Origin of the sequence: Salipaludibacillus sp. CF4.18 (assembly GCF_051262595.1) — a bacterium.
In the GTDB taxonomy this organism is placed as follows: Bacteria; Bacillota; Bacilli; order Bacillales; family Salisediminibacteriaceae; genus Salipaludibacillus; species Salipaludibacillus neizhouensis.
In genome coordinates, this window is sequence record NZ_JBIMEV010000028.1 from 1 (window position 1) to 18,607 (window position 18,607).

General features: G+C 37.7%; 16 protein-coding genes. 15 read left to right on the forward strand and 1 reads right to left on the reverse strand.

Features of this window, described 5'->3' with window-relative positions:
* Positions 1-1,301 (forward strand): L-glutamate gamma-semialdehyde dehydrogenase (gene pruA, locus ACHABW_RS15875; RefSeq protein ID WP_435756565.1); only part of this gene is annotated, 1,301 nt, incomplete at its 5' end.
* 108 nt (positions 1,302-1,409) lie between these two features.
* Here the strand turns inward: pruA and ACHABW_RS15880 are convergent.
* A complete protein-coding gene (locus tag ACHABW_RS15880; protein ID WP_435756567.1) occupies positions 1,410-1,544 on the reverse strand; it encodes a hypothetical protein in 135 nt (44 codons plus the stop codon).
* 252 nt (positions 1,545-1,796) lie between these two features.
* Here ACHABW_RS15880 and ACHABW_RS15885 point away from each other — a divergent pair, with 252 nt between their 5' ends.
* The 14 genes from ACHABW_RS15885 (at position 1,797) to ACHABW_RS15950 (ending at position 18,518) form a co-directional block, all read left to right on the forward strand.
* Complete coding sequence (locus tag ACHABW_RS15885; protein ID WP_435756569.1) at positions 1,797-3,173, forward strand: sigma-54 interaction domain-containing protein; 1,377 nt, start codon at positions 1,797-1,799, stop codon at positions 3,171-3,173.
* 360 nt (positions 3,174-3,533) lie between these two features.
* Positions 3,534-3,806, forward strand: a complete 273-nt coding sequence (locus ACHABW_RS15890; RefSeq protein WP_435756571.1) for a hypothetical protein — start codon at positions 3,534-3,536, stop codon at positions 3,804-3,806.
* A gap of 29 nt (positions 3,807-3,835) precedes the next feature.
* Positions 3,836-3,979, forward strand: coding sequence for a hypothetical protein (locus ACHABW_RS15895; protein WP_435756573.1), 144 nt, complete (start codon positions 3,836-3,838; stop codon positions 3,977-3,979).
* Between the two features lie 389 nt (positions 3,980-4,368).
* Entirely contained in the window at positions 4,369-5,409 is a 1,041-nt protein-coding gene (locus tag ACHABW_RS15900; RefSeq protein ID WP_435756575.1) for a DctP family TRAP transporter solute-binding subunit, read from the forward strand.
* A gap of 190 nt (positions 5,410-5,599) precedes the next feature.
* The gene (locus ACHABW_RS15905; RefSeq protein WP_435756577.1) at positions 5,600-6,076 is read left to right on the forward strand and encodes a TRAP transporter small permease; all 477 of its coding nucleotides are present in this window, start codon (positions 5,600-5,602) and stop codon (positions 6,074-6,076) included.
* A 14-nt stretch (positions 6,077-6,090) separates the two neighbouring features.
* Positions 6,091-7,374 (forward strand): TRAP transporter large permease, encoded by a 1,284-nt coding sequence (locus ACHABW_RS15910; RefSeq protein WP_435756579.1) that lies wholly within the window; start codon positions 6,091-6,093, stop codon positions 7,372-7,374.
* A 97-nt stretch (positions 7,375-7,471) separates the two neighbouring features.
* Entirely contained in the window at positions 7,472-8,641 is a 1,170-nt protein-coding gene (locus ACHABW_RS15915) for an aminotransferase class I/II-fold pyridoxal phosphate-dependent enzyme (protein ID WP_435756581.1), read from the forward strand.
* A 512-nt stretch (positions 8,642-9,153) separates the two neighbouring features.
* Positions 9,154-10,767, forward strand: coding sequence for an amidohydrolase (locus ACHABW_RS15920; protein WP_435756583.1), 1,614 nt, complete (start codon positions 9,154-9,156; stop codon positions 10,765-10,767).
* A 51-nt stretch (positions 10,768-10,818) separates the two neighbouring features.
* Positions 10,819-12,183, forward strand: a complete 1,365-nt coding sequence (locus ACHABW_RS15925) for an alanine/glycine:cation symporter family protein (RefSeq protein ID WP_435756585.1) — start codon at positions 10,819-10,821, stop codon at positions 12,181-12,183.
* A 490-nt stretch (positions 12,184-12,673) separates the two neighbouring features.
* Positions 12,674-12,805: a helix-turn-helix domain-containing protein gene (locus ACHABW_RS15930; protein WP_435756587.1), complete on the forward strand. Its 132-nt coding sequence runs from the start codon at positions 12,674-12,676 to the stop codon at positions 12,803-12,805.
* Between the two features lie 342 nt (positions 12,806-13,147).
* A complete protein-coding gene (locus tag ACHABW_RS15935) occupies positions 13,148-14,764 on the forward strand; it encodes an amidohydrolase (RefSeq protein ID WP_435756589.1) in 1,617 nt (538 codons plus the stop codon).
* Between the two features lie 79 nt (positions 14,765-14,843).
* Positions 14,844-16,019 carry an amidohydrolase gene (locus ACHABW_RS15940; RefSeq protein ID WP_435756591.1) on the forward strand — a complete coding sequence of 392 codons (1,176 nt, stop codon included), beginning with the start codon at positions 14,844-14,846 and terminating at the stop codon, positions 16,017-16,019.
* Between the two features lie 67 nt (positions 16,020-16,086).
* Complete coding sequence (locus ACHABW_RS15945) at positions 16,087-17,529, forward strand: YfcC family protein (RefSeq protein ID WP_435756593.1); 1,443 nt, start codon at positions 16,087-16,089, stop codon at positions 17,527-17,529.
* Between the two features lie 764 nt (positions 17,530-18,293).
* On the forward strand, positions 18,294-18,518 hold the full coding sequence (locus tag ACHABW_RS15950) for a hypothetical protein (RefSeq protein ID WP_435756595.1): 225 nt from the start codon (positions 18,294-18,296) through the stop codon (positions 18,516-18,518).
* Positions 18,519-18,607: the final 89 nt, after the last annotated feature.

Genomic DNA, 18,607 nt, shown 5'->3' on the forward strand with positions numbered 1-18,607 from the left:
ATCAGACATTTCAAACTTGGAGAAATGTCAATGCAGAAGAAAGAGCGAACATCCTTGTTCGTGCGGCCGCCATTATTCGTCGTCGAAAGCATGAATTTTCAGCATGGCTCGTAAAAGAAGCAGGAAAGCCTTGGAAAGATGCCGATGCAGATACGGCTGAAGCGATTGATTTTCTCGAATATTATGCACGCCAAATGATTGAGTTAAAAAACGGCAAGGAGATTACTAGTCGTGTCGGCGAACAAAATCGATATATTTATACGCCAACTGGTGTTTGTGTGACCATCTCACCGTGGAATTTCGCCTTAGCGATTATGGCTGGAACTACTATAGCACCGGTCGTAACAGGAAATACAGTGCTATTAAAACCTGCAAGTACAACACCTGTGGTTGCCTACAAGTTTGTAGAAATTCTCGAAGAGGCAGGTCTTCCAAAAGGTGTTGTAAACTTCATTCCAGGAAGTGGGGCAGAAGTAGGCGATTACTTAGTTGACCATCCGAAAACTAGCTTAATTACATTTACAGGATCTCGTGATGTCGGTGTCCGCTTATATGAACGAGCAGCGATTGTTCAAGAAGGTCAGAATCATTTGAAACGGGTCATCGTTGAAATGGGTGGAAAAGATACTGTTGTTGTTGATAGCGAGGCAGATTTAGATCTAGCTGCAGATTCGATTGTCGCATCTGCCTTCGGGTTTTCTGGACAAAAATGTTCAGCAGGATCCCGTGCCGTCATTCACCAAGATGTTTATGATGAGGTGTTAGACAAAGTTGTCACGTTAACCAAGGAACTAACTGTGGGGGAGCCAAATTCTAGGGAAATGTATATGGGACCTGTCGTAGATGAAAAAGCTTATAATAAAATCATGAGCTATATTGACACTGGCAAAGAGGAAGGTCGTCTCTTGGCAGGAGGAGAAGGAGATAGTTCTAAAGGCTTTTTTATTCAGCCGACTGTCTTTGCAGATGTAGATCCTAAGGCTAAGATTATGCAGGAAGAAATATTTGGTCCAGTTGTTGCATTAAGTAAAGCAACAGACTTTAATCATGCGATTGAAATTGCGAATAATACAGAATATGGTCTTACTGGGGCAGTCATTACAAAGAATCGTGCTCATATTGAACAGGCAAAACAAGACTTTCATGTAGGAAACCTTTATTTCAATCGAAATTGTACTGGGGCAATCGTAGGGTATCATCCGTTTGGTGGATTCAAAATGTCAGGTACAGATTCGAAAGCCGGCGGACCAGATTATTTAGCCCTTCATATGCAAGCTAAAACCGTTTCAGAAATGTACTAGGATCGTTTTATAAAAGGGTGTTTTCTAAGAGGGTTTTCTTATAAATGGATATGAGGGCACTTGAATTTACTACAGGCGGACGCTTTCACCACAAGCACAAGTGCAACATCAGCAAAATCTTCCTATCAGTCGGTTTAGCTGTCTTTTCTTTGCCGCCGGGTAACACCTTCCTGCGGGGTTTTCAGCTAATCTTCCGTCACTTCGTTTGCTCGTCGCAGAAAGACCGGTTGTTGGTTTTCCCACTGGAGCCGCCACCCTTCGCTTCTCCGAGGCTTTCAACAAAAACAATAAAGTTTGCGAAAACAGGCACGATCGTCCAGTGGTTCATTTCATGAGTGTATTTATAAATGATTAAATAGAAACTATACCAGTGGGATATAGTTTCTATTTTTTTGTGAACTTGAAATTCCTCATCCGTAATACATTAATGTTCCAAAATGATTAGGTGATGCGATCGTTAAAGTATGGTATTCTGATTTTGGATAGGAGTGGGTCATGTTGAATATTGATTTTGATTTGAAAAAATTTGAAAACCTAGCTGATTTTGATCATATCTTAGTAGCAGATAAAAATGGAATAATTATCTTTTATGATGTAGGGGATTTAAACGTGTTAAAAGAACTCGGTATAAGACCTGAAGAGTTTTTAGGGAAAAATGTGAAGGCATTTTATAAACACTTTACTGATGAAAATAGTACAGTGATGAATGTCTTGGCGACTGGAACTGCTCAATGCAATGTCAGGCAAGACATGCTTACGAATGATGGAAATAAGATTATTTCTCAAAGTTCCACATACCCGATTAAAGAAAACGATAAGATTGTTGGAGCGATCGAATTTTCGAGTCGCCTATTTGCAAAAGAAAACATTCAATCCTTAGATAAACTTGCAGGACATAAATTATTTAGAAAAAACAATACGATTTTTACAATAGACGATATCATAACCGTCAACGAAACGATGGAAGCGATTAAAAAAAAGATTAACAATATTGCTAAAACGAATTCAACGGTTTTAATTAATGGGCGAACCGGGACTGGAAAAGAAGTTGTAGCTCAGGCAATACATAATTTGAGTGACAGATATGCAAAGCCATTTATTTCGTTAAATTGCAGTGCAATTCCTGCCAGCTTAATGGAAAGTACGTTGTTTGGAACGATGAAGGGGAGCTTTACTGGTTCGGAAGATATGCCAGGTTTATTTGAACAAGCAAATGGAGGAACGTTATTTCTAGATGAGATTAATTCCTTAGATATTTATCTTCAAGCAAAACTTTTGAAAGTTATTGAGGAGAAGGCAATCAGAAGAATAGGTGGCAAGGAAAGTCTCAGTCTAGACATAAGAATCATTTCGGCAACCAATGAAGAGCCTAATACCTTGCTCGATGATAAAAGACTAAGAGAAGACTTATTTTATAGACTTGGTGTTGTACAGATTGACTTACCAAACTTAACCGAGCGAATGGAAGATATTGAGGTACTTGTTGAGAGTTTTATAAATTTTTATAACAATAATATGAATATAGTCATTGCGAATATCGATCGGGAGGTTTTAGATAGTTTTAAAAGATATCATTGGCCAGGGAACGTTAGAGAACTGAAAAATGCGATTGAAATGGCTTATAATCATGTTTCGTCAAATCAAATCACAATCAATGATGTCCCTAGAAGGATCGTAGAATTTACTGGGAAGACGACAGTTCAGCGGAAGAATGTCAACATAAATTCTTTGAAAGACGCGGTAGATGGATACGAAAAAGAGATTATCGTTAATATACTAAGTACAGGAGGAAAAATAGCAGAAAGTGCACGACGTTTAGGTATTTCTAAACAATCTTTAAAGTATAAAATGGATAAATATCATTTAAGGTAAAAATATTTTTACGAAGGAGGGGGAAAATTTCCCCCTCCTTCTCTTTTATATGGTCCAATTGACCCTGAATATTCGAAATAATTTTTTAAAAATAAAAAATATATAAACTCTTTGAAGTAAGGAATTCCCTCTTTTTTATAGGTTAATAAACTGAAAATTTAATTTATACTAAATTTTGGCACGGAAATTGCAATTTATAACATTAAGGAATAAATTTTTTAAAGGGAAGGTGTTTAGAAGAACATCATCATTTAAGGATTTTACACAAAAGCAGTTTAGTTTTAATGCAGCCAAGAAGAAACAATACATCGGTATTGTTATAGGAGGAATGAGATTATGAAAGATACACGTATTTTTTAGATGCCATACGCCAACGCCATGGTGGTGCTAGAGGGAAGAGTTACTTGGATTGGGATTGGTGAAAAGAAAGATTTAGAAGAGGAGTTAGTTAGTCATAGTATAGATTTACAAGGTCGCAGAGTACTGCCAGGTTTTATAGATGCTCATTTACATCCGTTATATCTAGCTAATGCATCGAAGCAGATTGCGTGTACGCCGCCAATTGTTTACTCAATTCAAGATTTAGTTTTAGAAATCCGCAAAAGGCAAGAATCTCAAAGTACGGAAGAGTAGATTGAAGGTTGGGGGTATGATGAAGAGAAATGACTGAGAAAAGGGCACCAACAAGGGTAGATTTAGATCGAGCCACCACGGATGGCTCCAGTGATCTGGTTAATCCATTTGTTGGGATAAAGGCAGCTGTGACACGTATTGCCCATGATGGGACAGATACTGGTCAGGACTGATGTCGGTACTGCTATTTCACTTTATACTCGATCAGCTCTCAGCTCAAGCAATGACTTGAATTCCAGGTATTGGACAGTTAGCTCCTCAATATCACGCTGACTTTATTGTTCTTGATTAAGATATCTTAGAAATGAATCCGGAACATATTGATCAAACTGAAGTAGTGCATACGTATTTAGGGGGAGAGTTGGCTTATGAGAAGGGATAGTGTGTTGAAATAATACAATAAGCCACAAACTAGTATTCATTTGAAGCACATTAGGGGTAAGGCTACATTGCAATGAAAACATTTCAGGCAGGGAATGTTTTTTCAAAGAAAGTGTAAGTCTTAGAATATTCTTTATTGAGTAACAAATAAATAACAAGCAGAAAGAAGGGGGAATTTTAGATGAAAAAATACTTAGGAGTCATGATGTTGTTAATCGTTTTAGTGATCAGTGCCTGTGGGAGACCTTCTGGTGGTGACTCGGTGTCAGAGTCCAATAGTTCGGGTTCAGGAGATGGGGATAAAAAGTATAAGTTAAACGTTTCTCATGTCATACAGGAAGAGGCATCTGGTCATGTCGCTGCAGAGTTATTTAAGAAGAATGTTGAGGAAAGAACGGACGGTCAAATTGAAATAGAGTTATATCCTAACGGTCAGCTCTATGGTTCGGATCGTGAAGCAATAGAAGCTGTTCAATTGGGGAACCTTGAAATGACGCTTGTAGCGGCTGCTCCTGTTGCTTCATTTAACAGTAAGTTTATGGTTTTTGATCTTCCGTTTTTATTTAAGGATCGTGAAGCAGCTCATAAAGCTATAGATGGAGAGCTTGGCCAATTATTATTAGAAGACCTTGAAAGCAACTCGATCAAAGGACTTGCTTTTGCAGAAAATGGTTTTCGCCATATGACAAATAACAAAGGCCCGATTGAGAGTCCTGATGATTTAAAAGGTCTAAAATTCCGTACTCTCGAGAACCCTCTTCATACAAGTACATTTAATGATTTTGGAGCTAATGCATCACCTTTTGCGTATGGGGAGCTTTATACGGCACTACAGCAAGGAACATATGATGCAATGGAAAATCCGATTGCTTTAATTTACTTCAGTAAGTTTTATGAAGTTCAAGATTATCTAACGTTAAGTGGTCACGTTTATGCACCTGGTCTCATGCTCATGAATAATGACCTTTTTAACAGTATGCCAGAAGACTTTCAAACGATCATAATGGAAGAAGCCCAAAATTTAAAAATAGAACACCGTAAGCTCGCAGCTGAAGAAGAGACGGAATATTTCAAGAAGCTCAAAGAGACAGGGATCAAAGTGAATGAGTTAACGGAAGAACAAAAGGATTTATTTAGAGAAAAGGCAGAGTCTGTTTATGAAAAGTATACACCTGAAATTGGAGAAGACTTAATAAATAAAGCACTTGAAGCTAACGAATAAAGAGGAAAGTAGTCGAGTCCGCATCCAACCAAGTGAAGAAAAGGTATGCGGGATTCACTTATAAATTTCACCACTCGATTCAATAAAGATTGTTTGTGAACAAGTATACCTCACCCCATGGTCACTCTATGAATCTATTGACAGTGATACGAGCTCGCTCCCCCCCTAAGAAAGGAGAAATCAAACTATAATGAAGAAAAAAGTTTTGTACCTAGAAGAATTTCTCTTAATACTAACCTTGATCGTAATGGTCATCCTAATTTTTGGTCAAGTAGTTGGGCGTTATGTTTTTCAAACTTCTCCGAGCTGGACAGAAGAGCTTGCCAGGTATATCCACATTTGGCAAGTTTGGATAGGAGCAAGTTATGCGATAAAACTTAGACGTCATCTACGAATTGAAGCATTTGTCAATTTACTCAATTCCTTTCAGCAAAAAATAATAGAAACGGTTTCGGTTATTGTCTGGTTTGTTCTTGCTGTATTCCTTGCGGTTACAGGAAGCCAAATTGTACTTGGGAGTATCAATTTTGGTCAAGTAACACCAGCTATGCAGGTACCAATGTGGATTGTCTTTTTAGCTATTCCTCTTGGTAGTATTGGAATGGTGCTTCGATTAATAGAACAACTGTGGCTCTTATGGAGGCCATCTAAACCTGAACCAAGTTAAGGGAGGCGATCAATTTGACGGTCACAATTCTTTTTGCTTCATTATTTTTGTTCCTTCTATTGGGGATACCGATTGTTGCATCAATTGGAGCGGCTACCCTGTTGACGATGTATTTCACGACAACGTTGCCATTAACGATTATCGCTCAAAAAGCATTTAGCGCACTAGATTCCTTTCCTCTATTAGCGATTCCATTCTTTATGCTAGCTGGTTTATTAATGGGAAAGGCTGGGGTATCTCAGCGGCTACTGAATCTAGCTACGATTCTAGTAGGGTGGATGGTTGGTGGACTAGCGATGGTGACCGTTTTAGCCTGTATGTTTTTTGCAGCTATTTCAGGATCTGGTCCAGCGACAGTCGCAGCAATTGGTTCTTTTATGATACCTACTATGCGTGAAAAAGGATATAATGAGGGATTTGCAGGAGCTCTTACGGCTGCGGCAGGTTCCATTGGAGTTCTTATTCCACCAAGTATCCCATTTGTCATCTACGGTGTTATCGGAGGCGTATCGGTTGGAGGGATGTTTCTAGCGGGCATCATTCCAGGGGTGATTTTAGGGATAGGATTAATGGTTGTTTCTTATTTTATCGCTAAGAAAAAAGATTATAAACCTGAGAAAGTGATTAATTTAACTTTTAAAGAAGTGTTAAAAGCTCTCTATGATGCAAAATGGGCATTGCTTATTCCAGTTATTATCTTAGGTGGAATTTACGGGGGAGTTTTCTCTCCAACTGAAGCCGCAGTTGTTGCAGTTGTTTACTCATTGATTATAGGGTTATTTGTACATAAAGAATTGTCTTTAACCGATTTATACGATTGTTTCAAACAAACGGTTATTATAAACACGATCACGATGATCATTATAAGTTTCTCGATTACAATGTCTTATATTATGATAGTTGAACAAATCCCGGGTACGATTGCTTCATTTATTATGGGATTATCTAACAGCCCGATCGTGATTTTATTAATAATAAACGTTTTATTGCTCATTGTCGGGATGTTCTTCGATACAATATCTGCCTTGGTTGTATTAACACCTATTTTACTACCTATTGTTACAGCAGTCGGAATAGATCCTATGCATTTTGGCGTCATTATGGTCGCAAATTTAGCGATTGGCTTTATTACTCCTCCGCTTGGTGCAAACCTATATGTCGCCTCGAGTGTAAGTGGAATTAAAGTAGAAAAGATTACGAGGGGAATCATGCCCTTTTTGTTATCGTTGATTATTTGCTTGCTTGTCATCACCTTTGTTCCAATATTATCAACATGGTTGCCAGGTCTAATGCAATAAATTCGTTTAAGAGTAGTGTAGTAGGATATAGACTGCCTTTATTTAACTAGCATTCTATTTTTAATAACAAATTTTCACACGAGAGGTTGATATAGATATGGGACGTTCACTAAATTCGCGTGTTTTGAATATAGAATCATCTGGAATTCGAAAGGTATACAATCAGTTAATCTATTATCCTGATGCGATTAACCTAACAGTAGGTCAGCCAGACTTTTCTACACCAGAACATATTAAGGACGCTGCGGTTTCATCCATCATGGCCAATGAGAATGGCTACTCTGTTAATTCTGGATTGTTGTCACTCCGCCAAGAGATTCAATCTTATTTTGAAGATCGCTATAACTTGTTTTATCGAGCTGAGGATGAGATTACTGTTACGATTGGTGCTAGTGAAGCTCTTGATATTACATTTAGAACGATTCTTGAAGAGGGAGATGAAGTCATTTTATTTGCCCCTGTTTATTCAGGATATATGCCGTTGATTAAATTAAATGGCGCTACACCTGTTTTAATAGATACTTCATCTAATCATTTTAAGCCTTCGCTAGATCAATTGAAAATAGCTGTTACAAACAAAACAAAAGCGATTGTGTTTAATTATCCATCCAATCCTACTGGAGTGACTTTAACGGGAGAAGAAATAAAAGTATTGACTGATTGGATTCAGACACAGGATTTATATGTCATTAGTGATGAGATTTATAGTGAGAATACGTATAATCATAAGCATGTTTCTTTTGCTTCAATGGAAGGAATGCGAGATAAAACGGTTGTCATCAACGGCTTATCCAAATCCCATTCGATGACTGGTTGGAGAATTGGGTATACACTGGCCCCGGCCTTTTTAACGAAGCAATTGGAAAAAATCCATTTATTTACAGTTGTCTGTGCACCAATCACGAGTCAATACGCTGCCATTCAAGCATTGAAGTACGGACGTAGTGATGCAGAGCCGATGAATGTTGAATATAAGAAAAGGCGTGATCTCGTATATAACCGCTTAATAGAAATGGGTTTAGAAACAGAAAAACCTGAAGCTTCTTTTTATATATTCCCAAAGGTTCCAGCTGCTTTTAAAGATTCGTTTACTTTCACGATGAGGCTTCTTAAAGAGGGGAGAGTGGCTGTTGTACCTGGGGATTCATTTTCATCTTTTGGAGAAGGATTTTTTAGGATTTCATATGCCGCTTCAATAGAGCAGTTAGAAGAAGCGCTAAATCGAATAGAGAGATTTTTGCATCATGCATGTGTAGAGACGAATTAGTGTTAAGTGAAGTTGTTACTAAAGTTTAAGTTTCCAACTTCACTAAATACAGTAAGGTTATTAAACTAACTTTTATGAGAGTGGTATATCAACAAGTTCCCGCCCCCCATGGAGGTATAACTATAAAGTGCTGAAGGGCAAGAGCTTTTTCCCTACAATCTTTAGACCTATACCCATTACCCTACTTGCCTGAATTATTTATAGAAAATTAATGATAGGCTACAATCGCCTATCTCATAAGGTATTTTGTTAAAAGGTAGTGTATTTTAAAAATAATGACGACAGACTTCACTATGTTCATTCAAATATGAACTTGCTTCGTCAAAAGCTCTATCAAATCATTGCCGGGTATTATAGAAGAGTATTAAGCTAAGAAAATAGTAAATGAAAGCTTTTAGATTAGTGTTTAAGTGTAAATATTTAATACTATTCAAAAATTGGTATGATATTTGCTAGTACTAAAGTAGAGGTGAAATATATTACTGAATTATTAATAGGAAGGGGTAATTAGTATGAATGAATTATATGAATGCGCTTTCTTTAATGGGGGAATTTTCACATCTAATCCGGAACAGCCCTATGCAAATGCAATGGCCGTTTCTCAGGGGAAAATTGTATGGATTGGTGATCAATCTGAATTGGATACAGAAGGAAAATCAGTTGTAGACCTCCATGGGAAAAGAGTAATCCCCGGATTGATTGACGCCCATATGCATCCGTATTTTACTGCAATGGTGACAAAGCAAGTACCATGTTTACCTCCAGTTGTGAATTCAATAAAGGAATTTATAGATAAGATTCGAGAACGTATTGCCTCTCAAGAAAAAGATGAATGGATAGAATCCTGGGGATATGATGAAGGGAAATTAGCAGAAAAAAGAGCACCACTGCGTAATGATTTAGACGAAGCTTCGACAGAGGTTCCTGTTGTTGCAACCCGAACATGTGGACATATTATTTCAGTAAATAGCAAGGCATTAGAAATTGCGGGAATTACAAAAGACACGCCAGATCCAAAAGGTGGGAAAATTGATAAAGATGAAAATGGGGAACCAACTGGTATTCTGCAAGAAACTGCGCGAAATTTAGTATTAAGCAAAATACCAAAGAAGGAATTAGAAGAATCTGCAGATTTACTTGTCGAGTTAAGTCCTAAATTATTTTCTTATGGAATAACGGCTGTTACAGAACTTTATGCTAGAACACAACCCTTAGATTATTTAACAATGTATGATAAAGCAAAAGAGAAAGGTTATAAACACCGTACTGCTTTGTATTATATCTGGGAGGATATAACTGATGCACCTACCTTTACAGAAGAACAGAAGAACAGAGAAAATCAGAACCATATTGGTGGGATTAAACTAATCGCTGATGGTAGTGTTTCTGGCCACACCGCATGGGTAAAGGAACCATTTGTAGGAGGAAATGACGATTATGGAATTCAAACCTGTTTTGAAGATGAATTACTAACAGCTGTGGAATCTGCAAAGGAAAATAGTGTCCAATTGATCGTACATGCTATGGGGGATCAAGCGATTGATTTCGTTGTAGATACACTTTATCAGCATAAACCTTGGATAGAAGATGGGCCATCGATTCGCATAGAACATGCAACTTTACCCTCCGAACAAACACTTAAACGATCAGCTGAGGCGGGGATTGCTTTTGTTCCACAACCAATCTTCCTATATGCTGAAATTGAAAGCTATTTAAAAAACCTCGGTGTAGAGAGAACAAAGAAAGCATACCCAATTAAAACAATGCTAGAAGCTGGTCTCAAGGTCGCTATCTCATCTGATGCACCTGCAACTGCATTGGTTGACCCCATAAATCCATATGTTGGATTACATTTAGCAGTGAATCGAATAGCGTATGACGGAACGGACACAGGGCAGGACGAACGGATTGATATAACCACTGCCATTGAGCTTCACACCCGTGTAGCTCAAGAAATAACAAGAATACCGAATATTGGACAACTTAAACCAGGCTACTATGCAGACTTCGTCGTACTTGATCAAGATATTCTACAAATGGATTCAATTGAAATTGTCCAGGTTCAAGTGGACGAGACGTATATTGGTGGGGAATTGGTTTATCAAAATGAGCAAGTAAAATCTTAATATAATATTGTGAATGGTTGGTTAACAATAAAATAGAAGGAGAATGTTCATATGGATACATTTATGGAAATAGTAGGAAATATTACTAAATTATCATCGGTACCTTTAATGATATTACTGGTTGGTGGTGGTATCTTTTTAACCTTTAAACTAGGGTTCTTTCAATTCCGTTACTTCCCACATATTATGAAATCAACATTTGGAAAGATGTTTAAAAAATCAGAAGGAGAAGGAACGATCACTGCATTCCAGGCTCTGGCAGGATCACTTGCCTCAACAGTTGGCGCAGCAAATATTGTGGGGGTTCCAGTTGCGATTGCTTTAGGTGGACCAGGTGCAATTTTTTGGATGTGGATGGTAGCTTTGATAGGAATGGCAACAAAATACTCCGAAGTTGTTTTAGGTATGATGTATCGAACCAAAAATAAAAGAGGGGAATACGTTGGGGGGCCAATGTATTACATTGACAAAGGTCTTGGCTGGAAATGGATGGCGATACTTTTTGCTTGTGTCCAACTCTTGGTTGTATTTGGAAGTACCTCTGCTCAAGCTAACTCTCTTGCAGGGGCAATCAGTGGTTCTTTCGAAGTCCCAGGCATTATTACAGGAATAGTTGTAAGTGTACTAATTGCTTTGGTTATGTTTGGTGGACTTAAATCGATAGGAAACTTTGCTGAAAAGGTAATTCCAATCATGGTAGTACTTTATATTGTAGCTTCACTAATCGTTCTTATTGTTAATATCACTGTAATTCCAGAGGCTTTTGCATTAATCTTTAAATATGCGTTTACACCGATCTCTGCTGCTGGTGGTTTTGCTGGAGCTGCAATTGCTGCGGCAATTCGTAACGGGGTAGCAAGAGGATTATATTCTAATGAAGCTGGTATGGGTAGTGCGGCCATCTTTCATGCAGGAGCTAAAATAAAACATCCTGCAAAACAAGGATTTTGGGGAGTTTTTGAAGTATTTGTTGACACAATCATTATTTCTACAATAACTGCACTAGTCATTCTAACGACTGATGTTTGGCAAGTAATAGAAGTAAATGAAGCGGCTGGTATGACAGCCGCAGCCATGTCATCCGTATTTGGTAGTGACTTAGCTGGTATTATTATCACTGTTGCCATCTTCTTCTTCGCTTTTACAACAATATTAATGGTTGTATATGCTGGGGAAAAACAAGCGGAATACTTATTTGGATACAATGCATCAGTTATTTTTCGCTACATTTTTATTGGTGCTATCTTATTTGGGTCTATGAGCAGCCTCATATTAATTTGGTCATTATTAGATATCTTGTTAGCCTTAATTGTAATTCCTAATATGATTGCTGTTATTTTATTAAGCGGAAAAGTAAAAGAAATTACAACAGATTACTTTACGAATCACTATAAGAAAAAAACTAATTTAGATTAACTATAATAGGTAGCACAGATCCTTGATATTTGGATGTGTTCGAAAATTATTAGTAGTCCTAAAAAACTTAAAGTATTGAGTTTTTAGGGCTATTTTTTTCTTTCATATCGTAGAAATGACTAATAGCATTTATACATAATTTGCAAATATAATTATGGATTTTCATACAATATGTAGCCTGAATTATTCATAGAAAATTAATGATAGGCTATAATGGCCTATCTTATAAGGCATTTTGTTAAAATGTAGTGCACGGAGCGGGGGTGTCTATCGGTAGCCTTGACGGCTCCTGCTACTGTGGGGATAGCACAGTCCATATCTGAACTTCCATAATATTCAGGTATTGAATTAAGGTTGACTGGTCCAATTATTGTGACTAGTTTTGGAATATGGTACGTGAGCAGATATGCAAGTAAAGTTTTACATGACCCTTCTACTAGTTATATATATGAGGATGAATATGATTCGGACTTTTTGGATGATAGTCTAGATGAGTCTCCATAAATTAACAGGCATTAATATACTAAGTACTACAGGAGGAAAAATAGCAGAAAGTGCACGACGTTTAGGTATTTCTAAACAATCTTTAAAGTATAAAATGGATAAATATCATTTAAGGTAAAAATATTTTTACGAAAGAGGGGGAAATTTTCCCCCTCTTTCTTTTTTTATTATTCAATTGACACCTGAATATTCGAAATAATATAAAATTTTTATTTTTAAATGGTATATAAAAACCCTTTTCAGTAAGGAATTTCACCTCTTTTTTATAGATTAATAAACTGAAAAATTAATTTGGCACGGAAATTGCACTTTATAACATTAAGGAATAAATTTTTTAATGGGAAGGTGTTTAGAAGAACATCATCATTTAAGGATTTGTTACACAAAAGAAGTTTAGTTTTTTACTTAATGCAGCCAAGAAGAAACAATACATCGGTATTGTTATAGGAGGAATGAGATTATGAAAGATACACGTATTTTTTACAATGGACAGATTTTCACATCAAATCCTATGATGCCATATGCCAACGCCATGGTGGTGCGAGAGGGGAGAGTTACTTGGATTGGGATTGGTGAAAAGAAAGATTTAGAAGAGGAGTTAGTTAGTCATAGTATAGATCTACAAGGTCGCAGAGTACTGCCAGGTTTTATAGATGCTCATTTACATCCGTTATATCTAGCTAATGCATCGAAGCAGATTGCGTGTACGCCGCCAATTGTTTACTCAATTCAAGATTTAGTTTTAGAAATCCGCAAAAGGCAAGAATCTCAAAGTACGGGAGAGTGGATTGAAAGTTGGGGGTATGATGAAGGGAAATTGACTGAGAAAAGGGCACCAACAAGGGTTGATTTAGATCGAGCCACCACGGATGCTCCAGTAATTGTAACCCGAACATGCGGTCATATTATTGCGGTGAATAGTCTAGCGTTAAAATTGGCAGGTATCGATAAGGACACTCAGGATCCACCAGGCGGTAATATTGACAAAGACTCAAACGGTGAACCAACGGGTATTTTACGAGAAAGTGCGAGAGATTTAATTCATGCCATCTTACCAGAGCAATCAATCGAGGAGAGTGCAATTTCTCTTGCTGAACTTAGTCCGAAACTTTCTGTCCATGGGATTACGTCCATAACAGATCTTTTGGCAAGGAAGGAACCAGTTGATTATTTGGATATGTATAATGAAGCCAGAGAGAAAGGGTTAAAGCAACGTACAGTTCTTTACTATAATTGGGATGATATAAAGGAACAGCCTAGTTTGAGTAAACAAAAAACGAATAGAGAAAAAGCGGTTCATATTGGGGGCGTGAAGGTATTCTCTGACGGGAGTGTTTCAGGCCAAACTGCGTGGGTGAACCCGCCATTTGTAGGTGGAAAAGAAAATTATGGAATCCCTACGACTTCTGAGACTGATTTATTGGCTGCGGCTGAGGGGGCGAAACAAAACAATATACAATTGGTTGTTCACGCAATGGGAGAGCAGGCTATTGATTTAATTGTTGATACATTCTATAACAAAAAAGGCTGGTTAAAAGATGCACCTTCTATTAGGATTGAGCATGCTGCGATGCCTACTAAAAAAGCCATTAAACGTGCGGCTGAAACAGGTATTGCCTTTGTTCCACAACCCATCTTTCTATTTGCAGAAATTGAGAGCTACCTTCAAAATCTTGGAACGATACGAACGAAACAAGCATATCCTGTGCAGACCATGTTAAATGCAGGAATAAAGGTAGCGTTCTCTTCTGATGCACCTGCAACAGCGTGGGCGGATCCAGTAAATCCATTTATTGGAATTCAAGCTGCGGTTACACGGATAGCTTATGACGGGACGGATACAGGTCAAGATGAAAAAGTAGATGTATCGACAGCTATTACACTATATACACGAGCAGCACAAGAGATTACAAGAATTCCTGATGTTGGACAACTTGCACCAGGCTTCCATGCAGATTTTATCGTACTAGATCAAGATATTCTTCACATGAAACCAGAGGATATTGGTCAAGTTCAGGTAGAAGAGACTTACATAAGTGGAGAATTGGTTCATCAAAAAGAAATAGTGAAACAGTGAGCAGATAAATTTTATTGGAATAGTTGTAGCATCCTGTTCTTGTAACGGGAGACATTTACTTTTTAGGGGAGGTATATTAATGGACACAGCAAGAGTAAATCAGGAAGTGGAAAAGGTTGAGCAAGAAGTGATTGATTGGAGACGACATTTCCATCGTAATCCGGAATTATCTATGGAAGAATTTGAAACGTCGCAATATATCTATGACACGCTTCAGTCCTTCGGGAACATTGAAGTAATCCGTCCTACAAAAACGAGTGTCGTTGGACGATTAATTGGAAATTCAGCAGGTAAAACCATCGCTATTCGCGGTGATATTGACGCATTACCGATTCATGAAGAAAATACATTTGATTTTGTTTCAGAAAAACCTGGAGTTATGCACGCGTGTGGTCACGATGGTCATACTGCAATGCTTCTTGGTACGGCAAAAGTTTTGTCTGGTTTAAAAGATGAGATTAATGGCGAAGTTCGATTTTTATTCGAGCATGCTGAAGAGAAATTTCCAGGTGGAGCGAAAGATATGGTGGAAGTGGGTGTCATGGAGGGCGTCGATCACGTCATTGGTGCTCATCTGGTGTCAACGCTTGATTTGGGGAAATTTGGTTTAATATCTGGCCCGATGACAGCTGCCGCAGACGGCTTCTGGCTGACTGTAAAAGGAAAGGGTGGTCACGGTGCGAGGCCGCATGAAGCGGTGGATAGTATTGTGGTGGCATGCCAGGTAGTGACAAATCTTCAGCAAATCATTTCCCGTAAAGTTGATCCGCTAGATAGTGTGGTCTTAACGGTTGGGAATTTTGTTGCCGAAGGGGCTGGAAATGTTATTGCTGATAGTGTGCAAATCAACGGGATTGTCCGGTCATTTGATCCAAAGTATCGAGAGACTGTACCACAACTAATGGAACAAATCGTTAAAGGAATTACTGACGCACATGGTGCAACATACACATTGGAATATGTACATGGTTTTCCGTCTATAAATAACGACGAATATATCACAAGTATAGTAGAAGAAACAGCCGTAGAGCAATATGGTGAAGAAGCAGTAGATCATATGAGGCCGACGATGGGCGCTGAGAGTTTTTCCTATTTTTCAAATGTTGCACCCGGTACGTATTTTATGGTAGGTGCCCGTAATGAAAAAAAAGGGATTGTCCATCCGCACCATCATCCGAAATTCACTGTTGACGAAGATGCATTTCAACATGGGATGAAAATTTTTGTGAATGCTGTATTCAAAATTCTTGACTAGTTAATAAATTATTGTAATTAACTCTTTAGAAGGACAAGGCTTCTATGAAAATTCAGGGGGTAAAAAGATGGACTCAATGCATAAGGAGAAAGTTGAATCATACGGAGCAAACAGTACAGGAGAAAACAGAAAAACTGGATTTAAAATGCCGCACGTATATGTTATTATGCTTTCTCTTATACTTTTTTCCTTTTTACTTACATTATTAATCCCTAATGGGGCATATGAAAGACAAGAGCTTCCGAATGGAAGAACTGCTGTCGTGCCTGGGACATTTGAATTTATAAATACACCAAATATTGGGTTTTTTGACTTAATTTTTTCGATACCATTTGGTATGGTGAAGTCTGCTGAATTGATTTTAGGTGGTATCTTTATTGGTGGTTTGTTCGCAGTTGTTCAAAGAACGGGATTGCTTGCTCTTGTGATCCGATTTATTATGAAGATTTTTCGGACAAAAAAATTGCTCGTTATTCCTGTACTTATGATTATCATGACGACATTTACAGCAGTGACGGGAGCAATGGAGATGGCACTTGTATATATTCCTGCACTCATTCCGTTGATGTTGAGAATGGGATTTGACCGATTTACTGGTTTCGCGGCTGTCATAGTAAGTACGGGAGCGGGGTTGTCGGTAGCTTTAACTGCTCCTGCAACTGTAGGGATAGCGCAGTCCATATCTGAACTCCCTTTATATTCAGGTATTGAATTAAGGTTGATTGTTCTAATTATTGTGACTGGTTTTGGAATATGGTACGTGAGCAGATATGCAAGTAAAGTTTTACACGACCCTTCTACTAGTTATTTATATGAGGATGGATATGATTCGGACTTTTTGGATGATAGTCTAGATGAGTCTCATAAATTAACAGGCAGAGAAATTATCGGTGTAATATTTATGGTTTTCGGATTTGCTGTTATGCTTTGGGGACTTCTTTCACAGGGCTGGTATTTCTTGGAGCTCGGTGGTTGGTATGCATTTATGGGGATTATGTTAGGTATTATTTACGGTATGAAGCCAAGTGCCATTGCCGAAACTTTTAATGACGGTTTCAAAAGATTCATTATCGCCATCATGGTTATTGGTTTGGCCAGGTCCGTTTCGATTGTTCTAGAAGATGGACAAATTCTTGATACGATTATTTATGGTTTAAGTGAACTTGTTAGCATGGTGCCAGCGTATATTTCTGCTGTGATGATGATGATCGTTCAGGCATTGTTTAATTTTCTTGTCGGTTCAGGAAGTGGACAAGCTGTCATTACGATGCCAATTATGGCCGGGTTAGCAGATATTGTTGGTATTAATAGGCAAACGGCTGTTCTGGCATTCCAGTTCGGTGATGGATTCAGTAATATTATTTATCCAGTTGGAATGCTTTTGGCATTTTTAACCCTTGCTAAAATTCCATACACGAAATGGCTTCGTTTTGTTATTCCGTTGTTAATTGGCTGGTATACCATTGGGGCGGTTACACTAATTGTTGCCCAGTTAATAGGATGGCAGTAATTTCTCCGAGAAATTTTAACAGTGAGTGGTGAATCTAACTAATACTCAGATCCCCTTGGTGAGGGCCTCTTACCAAGGGAATTGTTTCACCTTGATCTTTTGCACAACCAGTTTTTTGGATGAGCTGTTCTTAAATTGTGAATAAGAACCAACTAAATTACAAAATAAAAAAAATTATTAGAATCTACGGGTGAGTTCAGTCCTATTTAGTATGCTTAAGCATAAGGTCCTTAAGAAGACTTCAGTCTAAAGGACGACTTTAAGTAGCGGACACTTTATGTCTAAATCCACCTACTTTAGCAGGTGGTCGGTTAATAGTCTGTTTGGATATTGATTTGAAAGAGTTTGAGAGTTTGTCTGATTATTAGTAGATGAACATGGAACGATTTTTTTTGATGTGGCAGATTTAAATGTGTTAATAGAACTCGGTTTAAGGCCAGAGGAATTTTTGAGTAAAAATGTGACGACTTTTCATCAAAACCTGGGAAGCACTTATCGAATTATTACGAATAAAGCAAGCATTATGTGTATGATATTAAAAACTATGTCAAGGATGGTACGTTTCATTCGCTGTAATCAATTTGATGAAAAGATAGTTTATGATATAAAATTTCCTTGAATTGTAAAGGGAAACTTGAGAAATAGGCGGATCATTGGTATCATAGAATTAAAATTACATATTCATAGGGAATCCCCCAGTCAAAAACACGTGTGTCATTTGTGTTTTTTTCTGGGGGAATTTTTTTTAGGAAGAGGGATGAAGCGTGAAGATATCCATCATTGGTAGCCAGTATTTATTTTTGGAAGGTATCAGAGGTTTGTTAAAATCAGACGGATTAGATTCATCTATTCACTTATTTGATGAGAAGAACGTAAATGACTTAATTATGGATGAACCTGATCTAGTTATATTTGAAATGGATGAGAAGACAGCAGAAAAATGGCTTCGAGATACTATGGGGTTAACGGTCATTCTAATGATGGAGTAATTACCGATTTTAAACAATAAAAGGTTTCTTTAAAGCCCAATAACTTCGAGACAAAGTCCCAAATACTCTTCCTTGAATAGTGTATGAAG